We start from the raw sequence: 22,699 nt of genomic DNA, 5'->3' as shown, positions 1-22,699 counted from the left end.
GGCCCATGCAATGACGGTGTTACAGCGCCTTTTGCTGCACCGGGCGGCCAAGCCGCTGGTGTTTCTTGTGTGCCTGTTGCCGTTTGCGTGGCTGCTGGCCGGAGCCATCCTGAACACTCTTGGCGCCAATCCGGCCGAGGCCCTGCTGCGCTCCACGGGCGACTGGACGCTGCGCTTTCTTTGCGTGGTGCTGGCCGTGACACCGCTGCGCCAGGCGCTGGGGCTGACGGCGCTGGCGCGCTTTCGGCGCATGCTGGGCCTGTATGTGTTCTTCTACGCCGTGCTGCACCTGCTGTGCTATGCGTGGTTCGACATGGGGCTGGACTGGGGCGAGATCGTGCTCGACATCCCCAAACGCCCGTTCATCCTCGTGGGCTTTGCGGCCCTGCTCTTGCTGACCGCGCTTGCCGCCACATCGCCGCACCGTGTGCTCCGGGCCATGGGCGCAAAGCGCTGGCAATGGCTGCACCGCTGCATTTATGCGGTGGCGCCGCTGGCCCTGCTGCATTTCTTCTGGATGCGCGCGGGCAAGAACAACTTCGCAGAGGTCGGCGTATACGCCGCCATTCTTGCGCTGCTGCTGGGCTGGCGTGTGGCCCATGCACTGCGCCGCCGGCGCGCCAGAAGCTAGCCCGCGACGGCGCGCAGGGCAGGGCGCAGCTGGCGGGTGACGGGGTCGATGTCCGCCATGGGCAACTGGTAGTTGCGCTGGTCGAACAGATCAATGCCGCACTGCAGGCCTTCCAGCCAGTTGAACAGGTCGGCAATCGCCTTGGCGCCCATGATGGGCGCGCCGTGCTGGGGCACGATCATGTCGATGGGCAGCTGGCGCGCCATCTGCACCCACAGCCGCAGGATCTTGTTGGAGACCATGTAGCGGCGGTGAAAGCCTTCCATGCGCGCGATGTGCGGCACCAGATCGGTCACCGGCACCTGTGCCTCGATGCCGTTCATCAGGGACACGCCCAGGTCGCCCGTAAACAGGATGCGGCTGACGGGATCGTAGAAGTGGAAGTTGCCCTCGGCATGCAGGAAGTGGGCGGGCAGCAGGTGCAGCTCATGGCGGCCCAGCGGCAGCCGGCCGCCGGCGTCCGGCACGCCGATCACGCGGTTCTCGGTCTTGCCGACCTTGGTGAAGTGGGGCGCAAAGCGCTCCCAGATGCGCGAGATCACCAACTGGGCCTTGGTGCTGGTCATCCAGCGATCCAGCGAGGCAATGATGTCGGGATCGGCGTGGGAGGCAATCAGATAGGAAAGCTTGTGCGGCGCGAAATGCCGAGACATGCCCATGAACAGCTCGTTGAACGCGAGATTGCCGCCCGGATCGATGATGGCGCCCGTGTCGTCATCGACGATGAGGAACTGGTTGGCCTGGATGGCCTGTCCATCTTCCTCGATGAGGTCGGTGAACATCAGGCAGGCGTGGTTTTTGTCTCGGTAAAGCTCTACGGGCATGGCGGGTTGTCGAGGGACAAGATGCGGTCACTCTAAGCGCCATGCCATGCAGCGGGGTTGACGTGCATCAAGCCGCAGTGCGGCTGCCGCGTCAGTCGGCCTGTGGCCTGCGGGAGTCCGAGGCGCCCGTGGGCGTGGAGCTTTCCTCGACGGCTGCATTGGAGGGGCCGGTCGGCAAGGTGGTGGGCGCCGGTGCGGGCGTTGCCCGCTCGGCCGGGCTGGAGATGCCCAGGGTCTGCGGCAGCGTGGCGCGGTGGCTGGCGGCTGGCGAGCTGGGCAGGAACAGAGGCCCCTTCTGCCCACAGGCCGCAAGGGACGCCGCACAGGCCCCAAGGGCAATGCACCTGACTAGAATTTGCGAGGCTTTCAACATAAGCGAATTGTAATGACCGACCAAGAATTTCTGGACCTTGCCGAACGACTGCTGCTGGCGGTGGAGCAAGACTGCGATCGCATCAACGATGAAACCGATGCCGACCTCGATGCCCAGCGCGTGGGAGGCATGGTGACCCTGGTCTTTGCCAACCGCAGCCAGATCGTGATCAACCAGCAAAAGCCGCTGCACGAGATCTGGCTGGCCGCCAAGGCCGGCGGCTTCCACTACCGCTACGACGCGTCGCAGGGCGCCTGGCTCGATACCAAGGGCGCGGGCGAGTTCTTCGCCAACCTGAGCCGCTACGCCACCGAGCAATCGGGCCTGGTGCTGCAGTTCTCGGCACGCTGAGACCCCGGCTTTCGGCTGGCTCCAAAAGAAAAGCCCGGCATGGCCGGGCTTTCTTGCGTGGTCGACCGCCTCAGTTGCGGAACAGGTCGAGGATGCGGTTGCGTTCCTCGGTGGCGGGCGGGGGCGTGGCGCCTGCGGCGCTGCCCGTGGATGCACTGTCCATGCCCAGGCTGCTGACGCCGCCGTTGCGCGCGTTTTCCTCGTAGTACCACTCGCCGCCCATGTTCACGACGCCGGGCGGCACGGGCATCTCGGCCACGGGAACGCCCTTGAGCGCGTGCTGCATGAAGCTGATCCAGATCGGCAGGCTCAGGCCGCCGCCGGTCTCGCGGCTGCCCAGGTTGCGCGGCGTGTCGTAGCCGATCCAGGATACGGCGGCCAGTGTGGGCTGGAAGCCCGCAAACCAAGCATCCACCGAATCGTTGGTCGTGCCGGTCTTGCCATACAGGTCGGGGCGCTTGAGCGTGGACTGCGCGCGCGCTGCCGTGCCAACGCGCGCCACGTCCTGCAGCAGGCTGTCCATGATGAAGGCGTTGCGCGCGTCAATGGCTTGGGGCAGTTCCTGCACCGGGGGCGGTGTGAATTCGGACAGGATGCGGCCTTTGTGATCGGTGACGCGGGAAATCAGCCAGGGATTGACGCGGTGGCCGCCGTTGGCGAACACGGAGTAGCCTGCCGCCAGCTGCAGCGGCGTGACGGCACCTGCGCCCAAAGCCATGGTCAGGTAGGCCGGGTGCTTGGCGGCGTCAAAGCCGAAGCGCGTGACCCACTCCTGGCCCTGCTTTGGCCCCACGGCCTGCAGCAGCCGGATGGAGATCATGTTCTTGGACTTGTTCAGGCCTGTGCGCATGGTCATCGGCCCGTCGTAGCGGCTGTCGTAGTTCTTGGGCTCCCAGGGCTGCCCCCCCGTCACGCCCGCACTGAAGAACAGCGGTGCGTCATTGATCATGGTGGAGGGCGAGAAGCCCTTTTCCAGCGCCGCGGAGTAGATGAAGGGCTTGAAGGCCGAGCCGGGCTGGCGCCAGGCCTGGGTCACATGATTGAACTTGTTCTTCTGGAAGTCGAAGCCGCCGATCAGGGCGCGCAAGGCGCCCGTCTGGGGAACCAGGGCCACGAAGGCGCCTTCCACCTCGGGCAGCTGCGTGATTTCCCAGGTGTTCTTGGGCGTCTTGACCACGCGGATCACGGCGCCGGGACGGATCTTGATGTTGGGCGGTGCCTTGGGGTTCAGGCCCGATTCGGCAGGCTTGAGGCCTTCGCCCGTGATCTCGATCTGCTCGCCGTCGGCACGGGCCGCCAGGATCTTGCGCGGGTTGGCATCCAGCACCACGGCGGCGAGCACGTCTCCGTTGTCGGGGTGGTTGGCCAGGGTGTCGTCGATGGCGTCTTCACGGTCCTCGGCGTCGGCGGGCAGGGCCACGAACTTCTCGGGGCCGCGGTACTTCTGGCGGCGCTCGTAGTCCATGATGCCGCGGCGCAGCGCGGCGTAGGCGGCTTCCTGTTCGCCGGCATTGATGGTGGTATAGACGTTCAGTCCGCGCGTGTAGGCCTCGTTGCCGTACTGGGCAAAGATCAGCTGGCGCGCCATTTCGGCCACGTACTCGGCATGCACCCGGGTGTTGAAGGAGCCTGTGCGGATCTTCAGCGGCTCGGCCTTGGCTTCAGTGGCCTGGGCCGCCGTGATGAAGCCGTTTTCCTCCATGCGCTCGATGATGTAGAGCTGGCGCGAGCGGGCGCGCTTGGGGTTGCTGATCGGGTTGTAGGCCGAGGGCGCCTTGGGCAGGCCGGCCAGCATGGCGGCTTCGGCGACGGTGATGTCCTTGAGCGGTTTGCCGAAATAGGCTTCACAGGCGGCGGCAAAGCCATAGGCCCGATTTCCCAGATAAATCTGGTTCATGTAGATCTCGAGAATCTGGTTTTTGCTCAGCAGATGCTCTAGCTTGAAAGTCAGTAAGACTTCGTAAATTTTGCGTGTAAAAGTTTTTTCGGAAGACAGATAGACATTGCGTGCCACCTGCATGGTGATGGTCGATGCGCCCTGGCTTTTCACGCGGCCCAGATTGGCCAGCGCGGCGCGCGCCATACCTTTGTAGTCGACGCCACCGTGCTCGAAAAAGCGGGTGTCTTCAATGGCCAGCACCGCGTCGGTCATCACTTTGGGGATGTCCTGGATGGGTGTCAGCGTGCGCCGCTCCTCGCCGAACTCGCCCAGCAGGGCGCCTTCGCTGGAGTACACGCGCAGCGGCAGCTTGGGCCGGTAGTCGGCCAGCTCGGACACGTCGGGCAGGTTGGGGTAGGCCATGGCCAGGGCCACGGCCACGGTCAGCATCAGGGCCAGCGCGCCGGCGACGGCGATGCCCGCCAGCCATAGCAAGGCCTTGGGAAACCAATGCATGGGCTTGGACGGAGCGGAGCGAGGCTTTCCAGCCTGGGGTTCTCGGGAGTCTGAGGGCGGCATGTCGCAGGGAGTGCTGAGGAGTGCCGCATTATAAAAATGCGTTCCCCAGGGGGTCGGTAGGAGGCGGCTGCACACGGTTGCCAGCATGGCCGCAAGCCTCGCATCCTAAGCCAGGCGTACAGGCCGACATGCAAGCAGGGGTGCATTCCTGTCGCATTTGATGGCCCGCAACAATGTCTGTTTTTGGCCACTACCGTCAACCATGCTCCGGCAGGCATGGTGAGTTGCGCGCAGTCTTGCTGATAGCATTCAACCTATATGTGAAGGTTTGTTGCGTTCTTTACATACACAAGAAGAGGGAGGGCAAGTTGATTGCTATGGGATCCTTATTCAGTCGCCAGCCCGCACCTTTGCTAGGCATCGACATCAGTTCTTCGAGCGCCAAGCTCGTTGAGCTGTCTCGTGCCAGGTCGGGCGAACTGTTGCTGGAGCGCTGTGCCATCGAGCCGCTGGAGCGGGGATGGATCACGGATGGCAACATCGAAAAGTTCGACGAAGTGGCAGAGGCTGTACGGCGGCTGGTCAAAAAAAGCGGCACGCGGACCAAGAACGTGGCCATGGCATTGCCGGCTTCGGCCGTGATCACCAAGAAGATTTCGCTGCCCGACGGCATGAGCGAGCAGGAACTGGAGGTCCAGGTCGAATCCGAGGCCAATCAGTACATTCCTTTTTCGCTCGACGAAGTGAGTCTGGACTTCTGTGTTATAGGCCCGTCATCGAATTCGCCTGGCGACGTGGATGTGCTCATTGCCGCCTCCCGCCGCGAGAAGGTGCAGGACCGCCAGGGCCTGGCCGAGGCGGCCGGCCTCAAACCGATGGTCATCGACATCGAGCCCCATGCCTCCCGCATGGCCGCCGGACGGTTGATCGAGCGCCTGCCCAATCAGGGCAACAACGCTTTGGTGGCGCTGTTCGAGGTAGGCGCCATGACGACCAGCATGCAGATCCTGCGTGACGACGAGGTGCTGTACGACCGTGACCAGGCCTTTGGCGGCGCCCAGCTGACGCAGCTGATCGCGCGCCAATATGGCTTCTCCCTTGAAGAGGCCGAGTCCAAGAAGCGCAACGGCGAACTGCCGGAGGACTACGCCTCCGCCGTGCTCAAGCCCTTCGTGCAGAGCATGACGCAGGAAGTGTCGCGCGCACTGCAGTTCTTTTTCACCAGCACGCCCCACAACCGCATAGACCACATCCTGCTGGCTGGCGGCTCGGCACCGCTTTCCGGCCTGTCCGAGGCCATCACGCAGCAGACCGGATTCGCCTGCAGCCTTGCCAACCCCTTCGATGGCATGGAAGTCGGCAGCGGCGTGCGCCTCAAGCGCATGTCGCGCGAGGCCCCCGCCTACCTGACCGCCTGCGGTCTGGCCATGCGGAGGTTTGTGTCGTGATCCTGATCAATCTGCTTCCTCACAGAGAAGCCACACGCAAGCGACGCAAGGAAGCATTCCAGGCCACCATGGTCCTTTCGGCCCTGATAGGGGTTTTGATCATTGGTGCTGTCTACTGGTGGTACCAGATGATGATCGAAGCCCAGCAGGCAAAGAACAGCATGCTGCGCGCCGAGATCACGGTGCTGGAGTCCCAGATCAAGGAAATCGCCGGGCTGGAGGATGAGATCACTGCCCTGCGTGCACGTCAGAAGGCCGTGGAAGACCTGCAGTCCGATCGCAATCTGCCGGTGCACATGCTCAACGAGCTGGTGTCCCAACTGCCCGATGGCGTCTACATCACCAGCATCAAGCAGGAAGGTCTGGCCGTGACCATGCAGGGCACGGCGCAGTCCAATGAGCGGGTGTCCGAGATGCTGCGCAATCTGTCCGAGGGAACGCCCTGGATCTCCAAGCCGGAACTGGTGGAGATCGTGGCCAAGACGGTCAACGTCACGCCCAAGGACCAGCGCCGTGCTGCAGCGTTCAATCTGCGCTTCCAGCTCACGCGCGCCAGCGTTGCGGAGAAAGGCCTTCCGACGGCGGCCAACCCAGGAAAGTCCCAGTGATGGCCAAGAAGAAAAAGAACGACATCGACTTCTCCGCACTGCAGGAGAACATCCAGCGCCAATTCCGTGGTCTTGATCCCAATGATCCTTCGCGGTGGCCCTTGCTGCCGCGTTTTCTGTTGTGCGTTGCCATTGCGTTGGGCGTTGCCGCCTTGCTCTGGTACGTACTGATCAAGGACTATGAGGACATGCTGGAGCAAGAGCGCAACACCGAAGTCACGCTGCGCCAGGACTTCAGCCAGAAGCTGTCCAAGGCGGTCAGCCTGGATGGCCTGAAGAAGCAGCGTGAACAGGTCCAGCAATATGTGACACAGCTGGAAAAGCAGTTGCCCAGCAAGGCGGAAATGGCTGCGCTGCTCTCGGACATCAACCAGGCCGGACTGGGGCGCAGCCTTCAGTTTGAAACGTTCCGCCCCGGGGCGATGGTGGTCAAGGAGTACTACGCCGAGCTGCCCATTGCTTTGAAGGTCACAGGACGCTTTCATGACATCGGTTCATTCGCTTCCGACGTGGCCTACCTGTCTCGCATCGTGACCTTGAACAACTTGTCGATTGTCCCTGTGGGCAAGGACGGAAGCGAGGTCCTGAGCATGGAGGCGACGGCGCGAACCTTCCGCTATCTGGATGCCGATGAAGTGCAGGCGCAGCGCGCGGCTGCCGGGAAGGGCAAGAAGAAATGAGACACATGCGCTGCAGCGTCTTGCTTATGTTGTCTGGCTGTTTGGCCGTCTCGGGCTGCACTTCTTCTGATCAAGAGGAGTTGCAAACCTGGATGGCTCAGGAGAAAGCCAATGCAAAGCCTCGGGTCAAGCCTTTGGAAGAGCCCAAAGCGTTTACGCCCCAAGCCTACCTGGGGGCTGATGGCATGGACCCCTTCAATCCCTTGAAACTGATGCAGGTGCTGCGCAAGGAATCGGCCCAGACCAATGCGAATACCAGCCTGATTGCCGCAGAACTCAACCGCCGCAAGGAGCCGCTGGAAGCAGAGCCCCTGGATGCAATGACCATGGTGGGCAGTCTGGACAAGAAGGGTGTGCCTACGGCGCTGATCAAGGTAGGAGCCTTGCTGTATCAGGTTCGTGCAGGAAATTACCTGGGACAGAACTACGGAAAGATCACCCGGATCACGGAGACTTCCATCCAGTTGCGGGAAATCGTCCAGGATGGCAGCGGCGACTGGATAGAAAGAAATAGCACACTGGAGTTGCAGGAGGGAAGGAAATGATGGGTACACATCGCAGCATGTCTCATAAAGCTCGCTGGGGAATCGCCTTGGGCGGTTGGTTGCTGGGCTCCTTTGCATGGGCGCAGTCCGCTATAGAGTCGGTCTCCGGTTCCCTCCAGGGGAGCACCGAGGTGGTGCGCATCGAGCTTTCCGAAGCGCTGGCTGCGGACCCGACCGGATTTGCGATCCAGTCGCCTGCACGGATCGCGCTGGATTTTCCTGGCGCAACCAATGCGACGGGCAAATCGATGGTCGAGCTCAACCAGGGCAACCTGCGTTCCATCAATATCGTGGAGGCCTCGGGCCGTTCCCGGCTGGTGCTGAATTTGAAAACGGCGACTTCCTACCGCACTGAGCGCCAAGGCAAGGCGTTGCTGATCCTGCTGGATCCTGTAGCTGCGTCTGCTGCGGTGAAGCCTTCTGCACAGCAGGGTGTGTTCGAAGCCAAGACAGCCGTCGGTAGCGATGTCCAACCCATTCGGGATGTTGATTTCCGTCGTGGCAGCGATGGCTCGGGCCGCATCGTCGTGGGATTGAGCAATAGCCAGGTCGGCGTGGACCTGCGCCGCGAAGGCAAGGAACTGGTCGTCGATTTTCTGCGTTCCTCCCTGCCTGAAGGCTTGCGCCGCAAGCTGGATGTTGCGGATTTCGGAACACCGGTGCAGACAATCTCATCGGTGCAGCAGGGGGAATCCGTGCGCATGCGTATCGCTCCCGTCGGTGACTGGGAGCACAGTGCCTACCAAAGCGACAGCCAGTTTGTGATCGAGGTCCGCCAGAAAAAGGTGGATGTGAGCAAGCTCACGCAGGGCCCCGGCTACAGCGGTGAAAAGCTCTCCCTGAATTTCCAGAACATCGAAGTGCGGTCCCTGCTGCAGGTGATTGCCGACTTCACGAACTTCAACATCGTGACCTCGGACACGGTTTCCGGGGCGCTGACCCTGCGTCTGAAGGATGTTCCCTGGGACCAGGCGCTGCAGATCATCATGGATGCCAAGGGCCTGGGCATGCGCAAGTCGGGCTCGGTGCTCTGGATTGCGCCCAAGGATGAGATCGATGCGCGCACCAAGCGTGACTATGAAGCCGCCATGGAAATCCAGAAACTGGAGCCGCTTCGGACCCAGAGCTTTCAGCTGAACTATGCGAAGGCAGCCGATATTCTTCAACAGATCAGCGCAAGCAGCGGTGGTGGCGGCGGGACTGGCGGAACCTCCACCAGATTTCTGTCTGAGCGCGGATCTGCGATTTCGGAGCCCCGAACCAACCAGCTGTTCGTGACCGACACAGCCACGAAACTGGAAGAAGTGAAGGTGCTGCTGGCGACACTGGACGTGCCTGTTCGCCAAGTGCTGATCGAAGCTCGTATCGTTGAAGCCCGTGACACATTTGGCCGTGCACTGGGCGTCCGTCTAGGCGGCGGGGATTTGCGGGCTCAACGCGGTGGGGATGGGGGATACAGCATTGGTGGGGATAACCGCGTGGCCATCGGTACGGGTTTTGACAATGCCAATGCTTCAGCTGGGGCAAGCGGGCAGGCTGTGAATACCTCGGGAAATTTTGTCAATCTGCCTGGGAAGCTGTCAAACGTGGCGAACTCCGGGACGTTTGCCATGTCTATTTTCAATGCGGCTGCAAATCGATTCCTGACTCTTGAGCTTTCTGCCATGGAGTCCGATGGCCAGGGAAAGATCATTTCCAGCCCGAGGTTGGTAACGGCTGATCAAACCAAGGCATTGATTGAGCAGGGTACTGAGTACCCCTACTCTGTGACTGCGCCTAACGGTGCGACGACCATTGCTTTCAAAAAGGCTGTTCTGAAACTGGAGGTGACGCCTCAAATCACTCCCGAAGGCGATATCATTCTGGACCTCGATGTCAACAAGGATTCACGTGGTGAGAGCACGTTGCAAGGCGTTGCCATCGATACCAAGCATGTGCGTACCCAGGTTCTTGTCCAGAATGGTGGAACTGTAGTGATCGGCGGTATCTTCGAGATGGAGGAGACCAATACGGAAAACAAGATTCCGCTATTGGGCGATGTCCCTGTTCTGGGGCATCTTTTCAAAAGTCGCGTGAGAGAGTCCCAGAAGCGGGAAATGCTGGTATTTATTACACCGAAGATGTTGGCTGACATCAGAAGTGCTCGTTGAATGTAGTAGGAGATAGATAATCATGCAAAAAATCATGTTCGGTGCCATGCTGGCACTCGGTCTGGCCGGGTGTGGTGGTGGTGGAGGGAGTGCTGGTGAGACAAATCAGCCGTATACCATTTCGCTGCGCGCAGATAAGACGCAGCTGCCGGTGAATATTGGAAATGCCGGTCCTGGTATTGGTGCTGATGCGGCATATACGACAACAATGTATGTCGAGGCTCGTCAAGGAAATATGCCTATTCCTGGTGGGGATGGCATTTTTCAATGCGCCGTGACTGCAGGTCTTGATTCGGCAGTTCTGTATTATCTGGATGGAACGGATAAAAAAGACGATAAAGGAAATATCTCAGCCAGTCGTTCCATTGTGCTGGGCTCCAACTCTGGTAGTGCCACTTTCCACTTGCACGCAATCGACAAGGCTGGTGTAGCAAGCGTGACTTGCACGGTGACCGATCCCCGCGATAAGCGCCAGGTGAGTGCTGTGACCAGTGTTAATGTCGGTGGCGCTGCGCAGGGCATTCCTGCCAGCACGCTGGCCGTGACCCAGACGCCTGGCTATCTGGGATCCCGCGACAACCTCTCCAATCTGCGAAATAACGTAGCACTGGAAGTGAAGGTGGTCGACGACCGCAATCAACCGGTCACTGGTACCAGCCCCAATGTGCAGGTTCGGATTTTGCCCAGCTCGGCTTATGAAGGTGCGCGCCTGATCTCTGGATCCAAGGCTGGCTCTTCGTTGCAAGTCAATTCGCTCAACGGCATCGCACAGCTGTCGCTTTCCAGTGGCCCCGATAGCGGCGCCATCGTGCTGGAAACGACCGTGGACCGCCGGGACAATGATGTCAGCAATGGCATTCAGGATCCCATCAGGGCCTATACCGTTGTGGGTGTCTACCATGAGATCGCCAAGACGCCTCTGGCCCTGCCTGATGGCTTGAGCATCACGGGTGTCAAGGACCAGCCTCTGGTGTACGGCTTTGCAGCAACAGGCGGCATTCCTCCTTACCGCTGGTCGACACTGGGCGGTGTTCCAGACGGTATGCGCCTGAGCAGCGACGGCGTGCTTTCCGGTACGCCGACGGTGGTCGGAACCTTCAACATGCTGGTACGTGTGCAGGACGCACAGGGCACCGTGGTCGACAAGACCGTGACCGTGACCATTGCGGCCAAGGCACCTCTGGCCTTCACTGCACCGACCATCTCTGGCGTCCGTGGTGTGGCCCTGGCGTACGCACTGTCGGCAACCGGCGGTACCGCTCCCTACACGTGGGTGAGTCTGGGTGGCACTCCCGAAGGGCTGGCGTTGTCCAGCGACGGCATCTTGTCGGGTACTCCGACGGCGGATGGCACCTTCAACATGATCGTGCGCGTCACGGATGCCGACAACACGGTGATCACGAGGAACATGACCATCACGGTGGCCAAGCCGGCAACCACGACGCCGTAAAGGCGATGCCGTTCACGGCCATGGGAGATAATTTTGATTTCCCATGGCCCGTGCGGTAACAGCAAATGGATGTTTCAGGCTTGGTAACCCGGGTGGCCCTGATCGGCCTGCCCGGCTCCGGCAAATCGACCATAGGGCGCCAGCTGGCGCGCCTGTGGTCGATGCGTTTTGTGGATTCGGACCATGTGATCGAGCAGCGCCTGGGCTGCAGCATCCGGGAGTTTTTCGAGCGTGAGGGCGAGCAGGCTTTTCGCGACATGGAGTCGCAGGTCATTGATGAGCTGTCGGCCTCCACATCCAGCCTGCTGTTGTCCACGGGCGGCGGCGTGGTGCTGCGCGAGCAAAATCGCCGCCATCTGCATGAGCGCACCCAGGTCTTCTACCTGGATTGCACGCCAGAGGACATCGCCGCGCGGCTGCGCAACGATGTGACGCGGCCCTTGCTGCAGGTGGAGGATCCGGCGTTGCGCCTGCGCGAGTTGCTGCTGCAGCGCGAGCCCCTGTATCTGGAGACGGCGCACTTCGTGATCCAGACATCCGGCCTGTCTGTGGCGCAGGCCGCCCAGCGCATACGCATGCAGGCGGAGCTGGCCTGAACGCTGCCCGCTGGAACACCAAAGGCCTCGGCACTTGCCGGGGCCTTTTTCTTTAAGATCGGCAGTTGCCGGGCGCGCTGCCGTGTCGCGGAAACCTTTTCATTCTTTCTCCCCTGGAGCGACATCATCTTGCCCCACGCCTCCTCCTCGCCTGCTGCCCAGGTCGTGACCATTGACCTGGGTGAGCGCTCCTATCCGATTGCCATCGGCACCGGCCTGCTGGACCAGGCAGCCACCTATGCCGCGCTGCCTTCTGCGGCACAGGCCGTCATCGTCAGCAACGATGTGGTCGCACCGCTCTATGAGCCCGCACTGCGCCGCGTGCTGGAGCAGCGCTACCGCAGCGTGCGGACCGTGGTGCTGCCCGATGGCGAGGCCCACAAGGACTGGCAGACGCTGAATCTGATCTTCGATGACCTGCTGTCCGGTGGTTGCGACCGCAAGACCGTGCTGTTCGCGCTGGGCGGCGGCGTCATCGGCGACATGACGGGCTTTGCTGCCGCCAGCTACATGCGCGGCGTGCCCTTCGTGCAAGTGCCCACCACGCTGTTGTCGCAGGTGGACTCGTCGGTGGGCGGCAAGACCGCCATCAACCATCCGCTGGGCAAGAACATGATCGGCGCCTTCTACCAGCCGCAGCTGGTGGTTTGCGATCTGGCCTCGCTGGACACGCTGCCCGTGCGCGAGCTGAGCGCCGGCCTGGCCGAGGTCATCAAGTACGGGCCCATCGCCGACATGGACTTCCTGGCCTGGCTGGAGGAGAACATGGATGCCTTGCTTGCCCGCGACCGCACTGCACTGGCGCACGCGATCAAGCGCAGCGTGGAGATCAAGGCCTGGGTGGTGGGGCAGGACGAGAAAGAGGCCGGATTGCGCGCCATTCTCAATTTCGGCCACACCTTCGGGCATGCGATCGAAGCCGGCATGGGCTACGGCAACTGGCTGCACGGCGAAGGCGTGGGCGCAGGCATGGTCATGGCGGCCGAGCTGTCGCAGCGCCTTGGCCTGGTGGATGCCGCCTTTGTGCAAAGGCTGCGCGTGCTGATCGAACGTGCGGGCCTGCCGGTGCGCGGCGCCGTGCTGGATGCGCGTGACAACGCTGGCCGCTATCTGGAGCTGATGCGCGTGGACAAGAAGTCCGAGGCGGGCGAGATCCGCTTCGTTCTCATTGACGGGCCGGGAAAGGCCGTCATGCGCTCGGCGCCCGATGCCTTGGTGCGCGAAGTCATAGACGCCTGCTGCGCCTGACGCGCGGCGCTGGGGGCAAGCCGGAACTGCTAGAGTGCCCTTGTCAGCATGATGAGGCGATCGAATGCAGAAACAGGCCCTGGCCCCCTATGCCTGCAACCCGGCGTTCAGCCGGGGGCGGCGTTTCCCGGAGGCGCCTGCGCCCACGCGCAGCGACTTCCAGCGCGACCGGGACCGCATCGTCCATTCCTCGGCCTTCCGGCGCCTGGTCTACAAGACCCAGGTCTTCGTCAACCATGAGGGCGACCTGTTCCGCACCCGCCTGACGCACTCGCTGGAAGTGGCCCAGCTGGGCCGCTCGGTGGCCCGATCGCTGCAACTTGACGAAGATCTGGTCGAGGCCATCTGTCTGGCCCACGACCTGGGCCACACCCCCTTCGGCCATGCGGGCCAGGATGCGCTCAATGCCTGCATGCAGCCGCATGGCGGCTTCGAGCACAACCTGCAAAGCCTGCGCGTGGTGGACCGGCTGGAAGAGCGCTATCCAGCCTTTGACGGCCTGAACCTGAGCTTCGAGACGCGCGAGGGCGTTCTCAAGCACTGCTCGCGCACCAATGCCGAGCACCTGGAGGCGCGCGAGCCCGGCGGGGTGGCGCAGCGTTTTCTGCTGGGCCGGCAGCCTTCGCTGGAGGCCCAACTGTGCAACCTGGCCGATGCCATTGCCTACAACGCCCATGACGTGGACGATGGCGTGCGCTCCGGCCTGATCACCATGCCCCAGCTGTGCGAGGCTGTTCCCCTGTTCGCGCGCTATCACGACGCAACACTGGCCGAGCATCCTCAACTGGGCATGCCCCTGGCCGAGCGGCGCCTGCTGTACGAAAGCATCCGCCGCATGCTCAGCGACCAGGTCTATGACGTGATCGCCGCCACGCAGCAACGCATTGCTCAGGCACGGCCCTGTTCGGTGGACGAGGTGCGCGCCCAGCCTGGCCCTCTGGTGGGCTTCAGCGATACCATGAGGCAGCAGTCGCAGCAGCTCAAGCAGTTCCTGTTCCGCAATCTCTACCGCCATGAGCAGGTGGTGAAGACCATGGAAGGCGCGCAGCAGGTGGTGGCCGAGCTGTTTGCGGCCTACATGGTCGAGCCCGACCGCATGAAGCCGCGCTTCGTGCAGCGGGCCATGCTGGCCGAGGACGTATCGGCGCGTGCGCGGGTGGTGGCCGACTTCATCGCCGGGATGACGGACCGCTACGCGGCCCGCGAGCATGAGCTGCTGACAGGCCTGCGCCTGCTGGGCTGAGAAATCCGAGCAACGGCGTCGCCGGGGCGGCGCGGCTAGAATGCGGACCCTGCGTGACAGGGCAGGGAAGGGTTCCTGGACGGTTTCGCAATGTCTGGGGGCGCAGTGCCCCCGTTCGCATTTTTGAAGGGCACAGCCATGACCGATACCAACCACGAGATTCGCGCGGCCGAGTTTCCGCCTGTCACCGTGATCGAGGATACGGTGCACTGGCTCGAAAAGGCCGTGATCGGCCTGAACCTGTGCCCCTTCGCCAAGGGCGTGCACATCAAGGGCCAGATCCACTACACGGTCAGCCAGGCCACCGACGCCGAAGGCGTGGCGGCAGACCTGCACCGCGAGCTGGAAGCCCTGGCCGAGGCCTCCCCGGACAAGCGCGACACCACGCTGCTGATCCTGCCGCACGCATTGCAGGACTTCCTGGACTTCAACGACTTTCTCGAAGTGGCCGACGCCATGGTCGAGGAGCTGGACCTGGGCGGCATCCTGCAGGTGGCCTCGTTCCACCCGCAGTTCCAGTTCGAGGGCACCGAAGCCGACGACGTCACCAACTGCACCAACCGCTCTCCCTATCCCACGCTGCACCTGCTGCGCGAGGACAGCATAGACAAGGCGGTCGAGGTGTTCCCCGAAGCCGAATCCATCTACGAGCGCAACATGGAGACGCTGGAGAAGATCGGCATCGAAGGCTGGCTGGACCTGGGTGTGGGCGCGCGCTGCCCTATGGCGCACGCAGCCAAGCCGGACGCTGCCGAATGAAGGCGCGCCAGGGCAAGCCTGCCGCAAAGCCCGAGCAGGATGTGACCGCGCAGCTGGGCCTCAAGCCCGGCCAGTCCATTGAACTGCTCAAGGCACTGCACATCCTCACGCGCGAAGGCAAGATCAACCAGGATTCGCGCCGCAAGCTCAAGCAGGTCTACCACCTCTACCAGTTCATCGCGCCCATCCTCGAAGAACTGTCGGCCGACGGCCATGCGGTCACCCTGGCCGACCACGGCGCCGGCAAGTCCTACCTGGGATTCATCCTCTACGACCTGTATTTCAAGCCGCTGGGGCGCGGCCATATCTACGGCATAGAAACGCGCGCGCCGCTGGTGGAGGCTTCGCAGAAGCTGGCCGCCGAGCTGGGCTTCGACCGCATGGGCTTCCTCAACATGTCGGTGGCCGAATCCACGCATGCCGACTTCATGCCTGCGCAATTCGACGTGGTCACGGCCCTGCATGCCTGCGACACCGCCACCGACGATGCCATCGCCTTCGGCCTGGAGAAAAAGGCCAAGGCCATGGTGCTGGTGCCCTGCTGCCAGGCCGAGGTCGCTGCCTGCCTGCGCCAGACCAAGGCGCTGAGCCTGACGCGCACGCCGCTGGCCGAACTGTGGCGCCATCCCATACACACGCGCGAAATGGGCAGCCAGCTCACCAACGTGCTGCGCTGCCTGTACCTGGAAGCCTGCGGTTACCAGGTCACCGTGACCGAGCTGGTCGGCTGGGAGCACAGCATGAAGAACGAGCTGATCATTGCGCGTTACACGGGGCAGAAAAAGCGCAGTGCGGTTGAGCGCATGCGCGCCATCCTGGCGGAGTTCGGCCTGCAGGATGCGATGGCACAGCGCTATCCGCTGCTGCAGGCGGCCTGAGCCGGCTGCCTGCAGCAGTCTCAGACCCCCGCCACGGCGTGGTACCAGGCGATGCCATCGGCATCAATGCTGCGCTCCACCTGCCCTGCATGCATCAAATGATTCAGGCAGGCCAGGCTTTCGCCCGTGGCCATGCCCAGCAGGGCTGGGCTGGATTCGCTGATGGGGCGTGAGAAGAGGGCGCCGAAGACATCGACGGCGCGACGCGGCTCGGCCAGGGCTGCCAGCAGCCGGTCGCTGGCACGCTCCTGGCCTGCCACCAGCGAATCGATGCGCGCATGCAGGCCGCGAAAGCAATCGCCGTGCGCGGGCAGGACGAGCACATCGTCGGGCACTTCGCGCCTGACCTTTTCCAGAGACTCCATCCAGTCGGCCATGGGGTTGGCGTCGGGTTCCATGGGGTGGACCGAGACGTTGGACGAGATGCGCGGCAGCACCTGGTCGCCCGAGATCAGCAGCTTGAGATCGGGGCAGTACAGGCTGGCGTGCTCGGGCGAGTGGCCGCTGCCGACCACCACGCGCCACAGGTGTTTTCCTATGCGCAGTTCCTCTCCATCGTGCAGGCGGCGGTAGCTGTCGGGCAGGGCATGGATGTGCTTGCCGAAGTTGCCGAAGCGGGCGCGGTAGGACTCCAGTGCGCTGTCGCTCCAGCCTGCGCGGCGGTAGAAGGCGATGGCGTCGGGCGGGGCCTCGCGGCTGCAGTCCGAGACCACGACGCGACAGTTGAGGTACTCCAGGCGCGTCATGTACAGGGGCACATGGAACTTGCGCGTCAGCCATCCGGCCAGGCCCACATGGTCGGGGTGCATGTGGGTGACGAAGACGCGCGTCAGCGAGCGGCCATCGGTGGATTGGGAGAACAGCGCGCGCCAGGTGGCCACGCCTTCGTCGGTGCGCGCACCCGTATCGACGATGGCCCAGCCCTGGCCGTCATCGATGGCCCAGAGATTGATGTGGTCCAGCGCATAGGGCAGGGGCATGCGCAGCCAGAGCACGCCGGGCGCCACCTCCAGCGTCTGCCCGCGCTGCGGCGGCGCCTCGAACGGGTAGTCGAGCACCGGCCTGGGCGGCGCTTCCGGGGCCTGCGAGGCGATCGGGTCTTGGGCTTTCTGGTTCATGGGGTTCCTTGTTCCGTCGCTGGGTTGGCCGCAATGCTATCCGGCCCTCAGCGCCTTGCCTGCAACGATACGCCTGCCGGCCTGGGCTGACTGTCACTGGCTCGTCACGGGCTGTTCCTACAGTGCACAAATCAATCAACAGGGGGAGGGCGCGGCCTTGCCGCGGGGTCCCCTGCCTACAAAGGGATATCCGCATGAAACTGAAGATGTTGTGCAGCGCGCTGGCCGGTGCGTCGCTGCTGTTGAGCGCCTGTGGCGGCAGCGATGGATCGTCCGCTGCCACCCCGACCAAGAACGTGCTGTTCTTCCTGGGTGACGGCATGGGCATCACCACCATGACCGCCGCGCGCATCTACAGCGTGGGCGAAGACGGTGAGCTGACCATGGACAAGCTGCCCGAGACGGCCTTCGTCCACACCTTCTCGAACGACGCCCAGGTGACGGACAGCGCGCCCTCGATGGCCGCCTACATGACCGGCGTGAAGATGAACAACGAAGTCATCTCCATGACGCCCGACACCAAGGCCACGGATGCCAGCGGCAAGGCCTATCACACCAACTACGACAGCACCTGCCCCAGCGGCAACGGCCAGGCCGTTCCCACGCTGCTCGAGCAGATGAAGTCCGCCGGCTACGGCACGGGCGTGGTCTCCACCGCGCGCATCACGCATGCGACGCCGGCAACCACCTACTCGCACGTCTGCCACCGCGATGCGGAGAACACCATCGCCGCGGCCCTGGTGCCCGGCGGCTCCGGCTACAACAGCAAGCTCGGTGACGGCGTGGACGTGATCCTGGGCGGTGGCTCGTACTACTTCACGCCCAAGGCCGACGGCGGCCGCCGCAACGACAGCCGCAACCTGATCGCCGAGTTCAAGACGCAAAAGTACAGCTACGCCGCCAACAAGAGCGAGTTCGACAAGTTGCCCGTGGACGGCAGCAAGATCGCCGGCCTGTTCACCAAGGACCACATGGCCTATGACCTGGACCGCGACGCGACCAAGGAACCGAGCCTGGCCGAGATGACGGGCAAGGCCATCGACGCGCTGTCGGCCAAGAAGAAGGGCTTCTTCTTGATGGTGGAAGGCGGCCGCATCGACCATGCGCTGCACGCCACCAACGCGCGCCGCGCGCTGCAGGATACCGTGGCCTTCGACAACGCCATCCAGACCGCGCTGGACAAGATGGCCAAGCTCGATCCGGGCCTGAAGAACACGCTGATCGTCGTCACAGCCGACCATGACCACACGCTGCACCTGAACGGCTATGCCGCGCGCACCGGCAAGACCGAGGCCGGCAAGCCCGGCGTGCTGGGCCTGGTCAAGAACTACGTGGACGGCAAGGCCTCCACCGATGTGGATGGCAATCCCTACACCATCCTGGGCTTCGGCAACGGTCCCAAGCGCCTGGCCACGCGCGGCCCTATCGACGCGGCTTCGCTGGAGAGCCCCGACTACCTGCAGGAGGCCGTGGTGCCCCTGGCCTCCGAAACCCACGGCGGCGGCGACGTGTTCCTGGGGGCTCAAGGCATGGGTGCCGATACGTTCTCGGGCGTGATCGACAACACGGCCGTGTTCAACCTGATCAAGAAGAGCATCGGCTTGTGATGCCGCACGCTGCATTCAAGGCACTCAAGGAATTCCACATGCATCCGATCCTTCAAAAGACCTCCCTCGCCCTGGCGGCGGCCGGCGCGCTGGCGCTGCTGGCGCCTGCAGCCCATGCGGCTGGCGAGGCCAAGAACGTCATCTTCTTCCTCGGCGACGGCATGGGCCCGGTCACCGTGACCGCCGCGCGCATCTACAAGGGTGAAAAGCAGCTGGCCGAAAAGGCCGGCTCCCTGGCCAGCAGCGAACGCGCCACGCTGACCATGCAGTCCCTGCCCTACGCCAGCCGCATCAAGACCTTCTCGCGCGATGGCCAGACCACGGACAGCGCGCCCTCGATGGCCGCCTACATGACCGGCGTGAAGATGAACAACGAAGTCATCTCCATGTCGGCCGAGACCATGGCCTACGCGGCCAACGGCCAGCAGTACATCAACGGCGAGGACACCACCTGCCCGGCCGGCAACGGCCAACCCGCGCAGACCCTGCTGGAACTGTCCAAGGCCAAGGGCCGCGCCGTGGGCGCCATCTCCACCACGCGCGTGGGCCATGCCACGCCTGCGGCCACCTATGCCCATATCTGCAACCGCAATGGCTACAACAGCATTGCCGAGCAGTCCGTGCCCGGGCATGCCAACTACAACGCCAGGCTGGGCGACGGCATCGACGTGCTCATGGGTGGCGGCCAGCGCAACTACCTGCCCAAGTCGGTCAACCCCAGCAGCAAGCGCACGGACACGGCCAACCTCGTGGACATGATGAAGGCCAAGGGCTACGCCTATGTCGCCAAGGGCAGCGAGCTGGCGGCCCTGGACGCGACCAAGGCGCCCAAGCTGCTGGGCCTGTTCACGCAAAGCGAAATGGCCTACGAGCTGGATCGCGTCAAGCAAAGGCTGGACGAGCCCAGCCTGTCCGACATGACCGGCAAGGCGCTGGATGTGCTCAGCCGCAATGACAAGGGCTTCTTCCTGATGGTGGAAGGCGGCCGCATCGACCACGCACTGCACGGCACCAATGCCAAGCGCGCGCTGGAAGACACGCTGGCCTTCGACCGCGCCATCGAGACCGCCATGGCCTACATGGAAAAGAAGGATCCGGGCCTGAAGAACACGCTGATCGTCGTCACCGCCGATCACGACCACAACATGGTGTTCAACGGCTACTCCAGGATCGGCAACCCCATCCTGGGCAAGGTGCAGGACTACCAGAGCGGCCAGATGGCCAAGGCCCAGGACGGCAAGCCCTACACCACGCTGGCCTTCGGCAATGGCGGACGTCCCAACGCCACGGCCTCCAGCCAGGTCAATGCCGAAGATGGCAACAAGCCCTGGATCGCGCCCACTCGCGGCGCGGAGCGCCAGGACCTCAGCGGCGTGGACACCACGGACGACAACTACCTGCAGGAAGTGGGCCTGAACCTGGGCACGCCGGGCTCCGAGACCCATGGCGGCGGCGACGTGATGCTGTTCGCCGGCGGCGCGGGCGCCAGGATCTTCAAGGGCACGATGGACAACACCAAGGTGTTCTCCAAGGTCCGCGAAGCCGCTGGCCTGTAATTGTTTCTTCCTTCGTTGGCTGCTTGCCAACCCCTGGCCGGAGCCGTGGCGCATGCGTGTGCCCGGCCCCGGTTTTTTCGCATTGGCTGGATTCCATGACGCTCTCCCTTCCGGCGCCGCGCGCGGCGCGCCACATCTACGCGGCCGCGCTGCTGGCCTGCTCCGTCTCCGCAGCATGGGCCGCCGAGCCGCCCAAGCCGGCACCCGCACCCACGGCCGCAGTCCCTGCGGATTCCGTGGCGCGCACCACGGCCGCCGTGCAGGCCACGCCCGAGGCCGACCTGCGCATCACCTATGAAGCCATGAGCGTGGGCAGCGACGGCGTGCAGCGCAGCAGCGTCTATACCAACCGCGTCTACCGCCGCAAGGCCCAGCTGTGGATAGAGCGGGAAATGCCCGCCGCCCTGCGCCAGAGCCAGGAGCACGGCCATGACCAGGCCCACGGCCCGCACGCCGGCCACGCCCATGACGAAGCCCGCGCCGCACCCCTGTCCATCCGCCGCGCCGATGACGGCAAGGTGGGCGTGGAAGTCATCCTGGCCAAGCTGCGCCGCGTCATCAGCGTGGACCTGGCCCACCACGGCAACGTGGGCTACGGCGGCTCCTTCGACAACGTGTACTGGATCGTGCCTCCCACCGCGCTGCAGGGCATGGAGCGCGTGGGCAAGCCGCACAACGGCGTGCAGCGCTACCGCGGCAAGGCAGGCGAGCAGACCACTGTCATCGACTGGGACGTGGCCAACCAGTTCGCCCGCCGCGTGGAGCGCAGCGACTCCCACGGCACCGAGCGCATCGTCGTCACCGCCACCAAGCTGCCCGCACCGCTGGCCCAGCCCTGGAAGGCCATCGAAGGCTACGACAAGGGTGACTACTCCGATCTGCTGGATTGAAATGATTACCCCCTGAGTCGCTTCGCGCCTTCCCCGTTGCACGGCGCCCCTGAAGGGGGACGACACCCTCGGTGCGGGGCGGCGCGGCCGGCTCAGGCCCTTCCTCGGTGTCCCTGAGTTGGGCCGCGCTCGTTCGTGCGATGTGGGCGGTGCTTAGCAATAGGTCGGTGCTCCAATGAAAAAGAGCTGCACGCAGCAGCTCTTTTATACGGAAACGAAGGTCAGACTTGCGCCCCGGAGTCCTTGACGACCTTGCTCCACTTCGTCGATTCGGCCTTGATGTAGGCGAGGAATTCGGCCGGCGTGTCGATCACGACATCACCTCCCTGGTCGTTGATCTTCTTGACCACGGCCGGGTCCTTGAGCACCTTGGCAATGGCCGTGTACAGGCGCTGCTGCACGGCGGCGGGCGTCTTGGCCTGGGTCCACAGGCCGAACCAGGAGGTGGCCTCGTAGCCTGGCACGCCGGCTTCGGCCACGGTGGGCACATCGGGCAGTTCCGGCGAGCGCTTGGCCGTGGTCACGGCGATGGGACGCAGCTTGCCCGAGCGCACATGCTGGATGGCCGAGGGCATGTTGTCGAACATGACGGCGATCTGGTTGCCCAGCAGGTCGGTGATGGCCGGGGCGCTGCCCTTGTAGGGCACGTGCACCATGTCCAGGCCTGTCATGGAGCGGAACAGCTCGCCCGACAGGTGGATGGAGCTGCCGCTGCCCGAGGAGCCGTAGTTCAGCTTGCCGGGGTTGGCACGCGCATAGGCGATCATTTCCTTGACGGTCTTGAACGGCTGGCTGGGGTGGGCTACCAGCAGGTTGGGCACGTTGGCCACGCGCGTCAGGGGCGAGAAGTCCTTGATGGGGTCGAAGCCGGGCTTTGCGTAGAGCGCGGCATTGATGGCATGCGTGCCCACGGTGCCCATGAACAGCGTGTAGCCGTCGGCCGGCGCACGTGCGGCGGCCACGGCGCCGATGTTGCCGCCCGCGCCGGGCTTGTTGTCCACGATCACGGTCTGGCCCAGCTCCTGCTGCAGCGCCTGGGCGACGATGCGCGCCAGGATGTCGGTGGTGCCGCCAGCGGCGAAGGGCACGAGGATGGTGATGGGCTTGCTGGGGAAGCCGTCCTGGGCCAGGGCGGCGGTGCCGGACAGGGCGCCGAGCGCGGTCAGGGATGCGGCGGCCAGCGCCTGCAGGCCACGGCGGCGGGTGAAACGGGTGGTTTGATCAAACATCGAGAGGTCTCCTGATTCGGCAATAAGGTGGATGGCCGGGCCCGGCAACGCCGGGCTGGGCCAGGGCAATGCCCTGTGTGGCGCACGCCTGTGCAGGCGGGCGCTTCCAGTGGTTCT

Annotated in this window: 21 protein-coding genes; 16 read left to right on the top strand and 5 right to left on the bottom strand. The window is 63.7% G+C overall.

Annotated elements, in window-relative coordinates:
* The first annotated feature begins 10 nt into the window (after window positions 1-10).
* Window positions 11-631 (top strand): protein-methionine-sulfoxide reductase heme-binding subunit MsrQ, encoded by a 621-nt coding sequence (locus ACN20X_RS26560; protein WP_026062808.1) that lies wholly within the window; start codon window positions 11-13, stop codon window positions 629-631.
* Here ACN20X_RS26560 and ACN20X_RS26555 read toward each other — a convergent pair.
* Together ACN20X_RS26555 and lptM are read right to left on the bottom strand one after the other, a co-directional pair.
* On the bottom strand, window positions 628-1,455 hold the full coding sequence (locus ACN20X_RS26555; protein ID WP_012207382.1) for an oxygen-binding di-iron domain-containing protein: 828 nt from the start codon (window positions 1,453-1,455) through the stop codon (window positions 628-630). The genes ACN20X_RS26560 and ACN20X_RS26555 overlap by 4 nt on opposite strands.
* Before the next feature lie 91 nt (window positions 1,456-1,546).
* Window positions 1,547-1,828, bottom strand: coding sequence for an LPS translocon maturation chaperone LptM (lptM, locus tag ACN20X_RS26550; protein ID WP_082254145.1), 282 nt, complete (start codon window positions 1,826-1,828; stop codon window positions 1,547-1,549).
* A 12-nt stretch (window positions 1,829-1,840) separates the two neighbouring features.
* On the opposite strand from lptM, the gene cyaY reads away from it, so the two are divergent.
* A complete protein-coding gene (cyaY, locus tag ACN20X_RS26545; protein WP_016445535.1) occupies window positions 1,841-2,179 on the top strand; it encodes an iron donor protein CyaY in 339 nt (112 codons plus the stop codon).
* A gap of 70 nt (window positions 2,180-2,249) precedes the next feature.
* Here the strand turns inward: cyaY and ACN20X_RS26540 are convergent, their stop codons facing one another.
* Window positions 2,250-4,574, bottom strand: coding sequence for a penicillin-binding protein 1A (locus ACN20X_RS26540; protein WP_017406662.1), 2,325 nt, complete (start codon window positions 4,572-4,574; stop codon window positions 2,250-2,252).
* A gap of 371 nt (window positions 4,575-4,945) precedes the next feature.
* On the opposite strand from ACN20X_RS26540, the gene ACN20X_RS26535 reads away from it, so the two are divergent.
* The 11 genes from ACN20X_RS26535 to ACN20X_RS26485 all read left to right on the top strand — a co-directional run bounded on the left by ACN20X_RS26535 (window position 4,946) and on the right by ACN20X_RS26485 (window position 16,182).
* The gene (locus ACN20X_RS26535) at window positions 4,946-6,025 is read left to right on the top strand and encodes a pilus assembly protein PilM (protein WP_026062715.1); all 1,080 of its coding nucleotides are present in this window, start codon (window positions 4,946-4,948) and stop codon (window positions 6,023-6,025) included.
* Window positions 6,022-6,633: a PilN domain-containing protein gene (locus ACN20X_RS26530; protein WP_016445538.1), complete on the top strand. Its 612-nt coding sequence runs from the start codon at window positions 6,022-6,024 to the stop codon at window positions 6,631-6,633. Before ACN20X_RS26535 ends, ACN20X_RS26530 begins: the two co-directional genes overlap by 4 nt.
* Window positions 6,633-7,313: a type IV pilus inner membrane component PilO gene (locus tag ACN20X_RS26525; protein ID WP_016445539.1), complete on the top strand. Its 681-nt coding sequence runs from the start codon at window positions 6,633-6,635 to the stop codon at window positions 7,311-7,313. Before ACN20X_RS26530 ends, ACN20X_RS26525 begins: the two co-directional genes overlap by 1 nt.
* A complete protein-coding gene (locus tag ACN20X_RS26520; protein ID WP_034364816.1) occupies window positions 7,310-7,858 on the top strand; it encodes a pilus assembly protein PilP in 549 nt (182 codons plus the stop codon). Before ACN20X_RS26525 ends, ACN20X_RS26520 begins: the two co-directional genes overlap by 4 nt.
* Window positions 7,855-10,008: a type IV pilus secretin PilQ gene (locus tag ACN20X_RS26515; protein ID WP_016445541.1), complete on the top strand. Its 2,154-nt coding sequence runs from the start codon at window positions 7,855-7,857 to the stop codon at window positions 10,006-10,008. The genes ACN20X_RS26520 and ACN20X_RS26515 overlap by 4 nt, the downstream gene beginning before the upstream one ends.
* 22 nt (window positions 10,009-10,030) lie before the next feature.
* Entirely contained in the window at window positions 10,031-11,458 is a 1,428-nt protein-coding gene (locus tag ACN20X_RS26510; protein ID WP_016445542.1) for an Ig domain-containing protein, read from the top strand.
* Window positions 11,459-11,523: 65 nt separating this feature from the next.
* The gene (locus tag ACN20X_RS26505; RefSeq protein ID WP_016445543.1) at window positions 11,524-12,054 is read left to right on the top strand and encodes a shikimate kinase; all 531 of its coding nucleotides are present in this window, start codon (window positions 11,524-11,526) and stop codon (window positions 12,052-12,054) included.
* A gap of 129 nt (window positions 12,055-12,183) precedes the next feature.
* Entirely contained in the window at window positions 12,184-13,302 is a 1,119-nt protein-coding gene (aroB, locus tag ACN20X_RS26500) for a 3-dehydroquinate synthase (protein WP_034364813.1), read from the top strand.
* A gap of 64 nt (window positions 13,303-13,366) precedes the next feature.
* Complete coding sequence (locus ACN20X_RS26495) at window positions 13,367-14,545, top strand: deoxyguanosinetriphosphate triphosphohydrolase (protein WP_034364810.1); 1,179 nt, start codon at window positions 13,367-13,369, stop codon at window positions 14,543-14,545.
* Between the two features lie 138 nt (window positions 14,546-14,683).
* On the top strand, window positions 14,684-15,304 hold the full coding sequence (locus ACN20X_RS26490) for a DUF1415 domain-containing protein (protein WP_017406652.1): 621 nt from the start codon (window positions 14,684-14,686) through the stop codon (window positions 15,302-15,304).
* On the top strand, window positions 15,301-16,182 hold the full coding sequence (locus ACN20X_RS26485) for a class I SAM-dependent methyltransferase (RefSeq protein WP_034364807.1): 882 nt from the start codon (window positions 15,301-15,303) through the stop codon (window positions 16,180-16,182). Before ACN20X_RS26490 ends, ACN20X_RS26485 begins: the two co-directional genes overlap by 4 nt.
* A gap of 20 nt (window positions 16,183-16,202) precedes the next feature.
* Here ACN20X_RS26485 and ACN20X_RS26480 read toward each other — a convergent pair whose 3' ends face one another.
* Entirely contained in the window at window positions 16,203-17,300 is a 1,098-nt protein-coding gene (locus tag ACN20X_RS26480) for an MBL fold metallo-hydrolase (protein WP_046986464.1), read from the bottom strand.
* Window positions 17,301-17,494: 194 nt separating this feature from the next.
* Here ACN20X_RS26480 and ACN20X_RS26475 point away from each other — a divergent pair, with 194 nt between their 5' ends.
* From ACN20X_RS26475 to ACN20X_RS26465, 3 genes are all read left to right on the top strand, one after another.
* On the top strand, window positions 17,495-18,907 hold the full coding sequence (locus tag ACN20X_RS26475) for an alkaline phosphatase (protein WP_046986463.1): 1,413 nt from the start codon (window positions 17,495-17,497) through the stop codon (window positions 18,905-18,907).
* Window positions 18,908-18,945: 38 nt separating this feature from the next.
* The gene (locus ACN20X_RS26470) at window positions 18,946-20,463 is read left to right on the top strand and encodes an alkaline phosphatase (protein ID WP_016445550.1); all 1,518 of its coding nucleotides are present in this window, start codon (window positions 18,946-18,948) and stop codon (window positions 20,461-20,463) included.
* Between the two features lie 95 nt (window positions 20,464-20,558).
* Entirely contained in the window at window positions 20,559-21,353 is a 795-nt protein-coding gene (locus ACN20X_RS26465) for a hypothetical protein (protein ID WP_043789998.1), read from the top strand.
* A gap of 221 nt (window positions 21,354-21,574) precedes the next feature.
* On the opposite strand, the gene ACN20X_RS26460 is transcribed toward ACN20X_RS26465, so the two are convergent.
* Entirely contained in the window at window positions 21,575-22,582 is a 1,008-nt protein-coding gene (locus ACN20X_RS26460; RefSeq protein ID WP_046986461.1) for a Bug family tripartite tricarboxylate transporter substrate binding protein, read from the bottom strand.
* Between the last annotated feature and the right edge of the window lie 117 nt (window positions 22,583-22,699).

It is taken from the genome of Delftia sp. PX-1, assembly GCF_055797465.1.
Note: the sequence above shows the minus strand (reverse complement) of the source record. Positions and strands in the feature narration are given on the sequence as shown.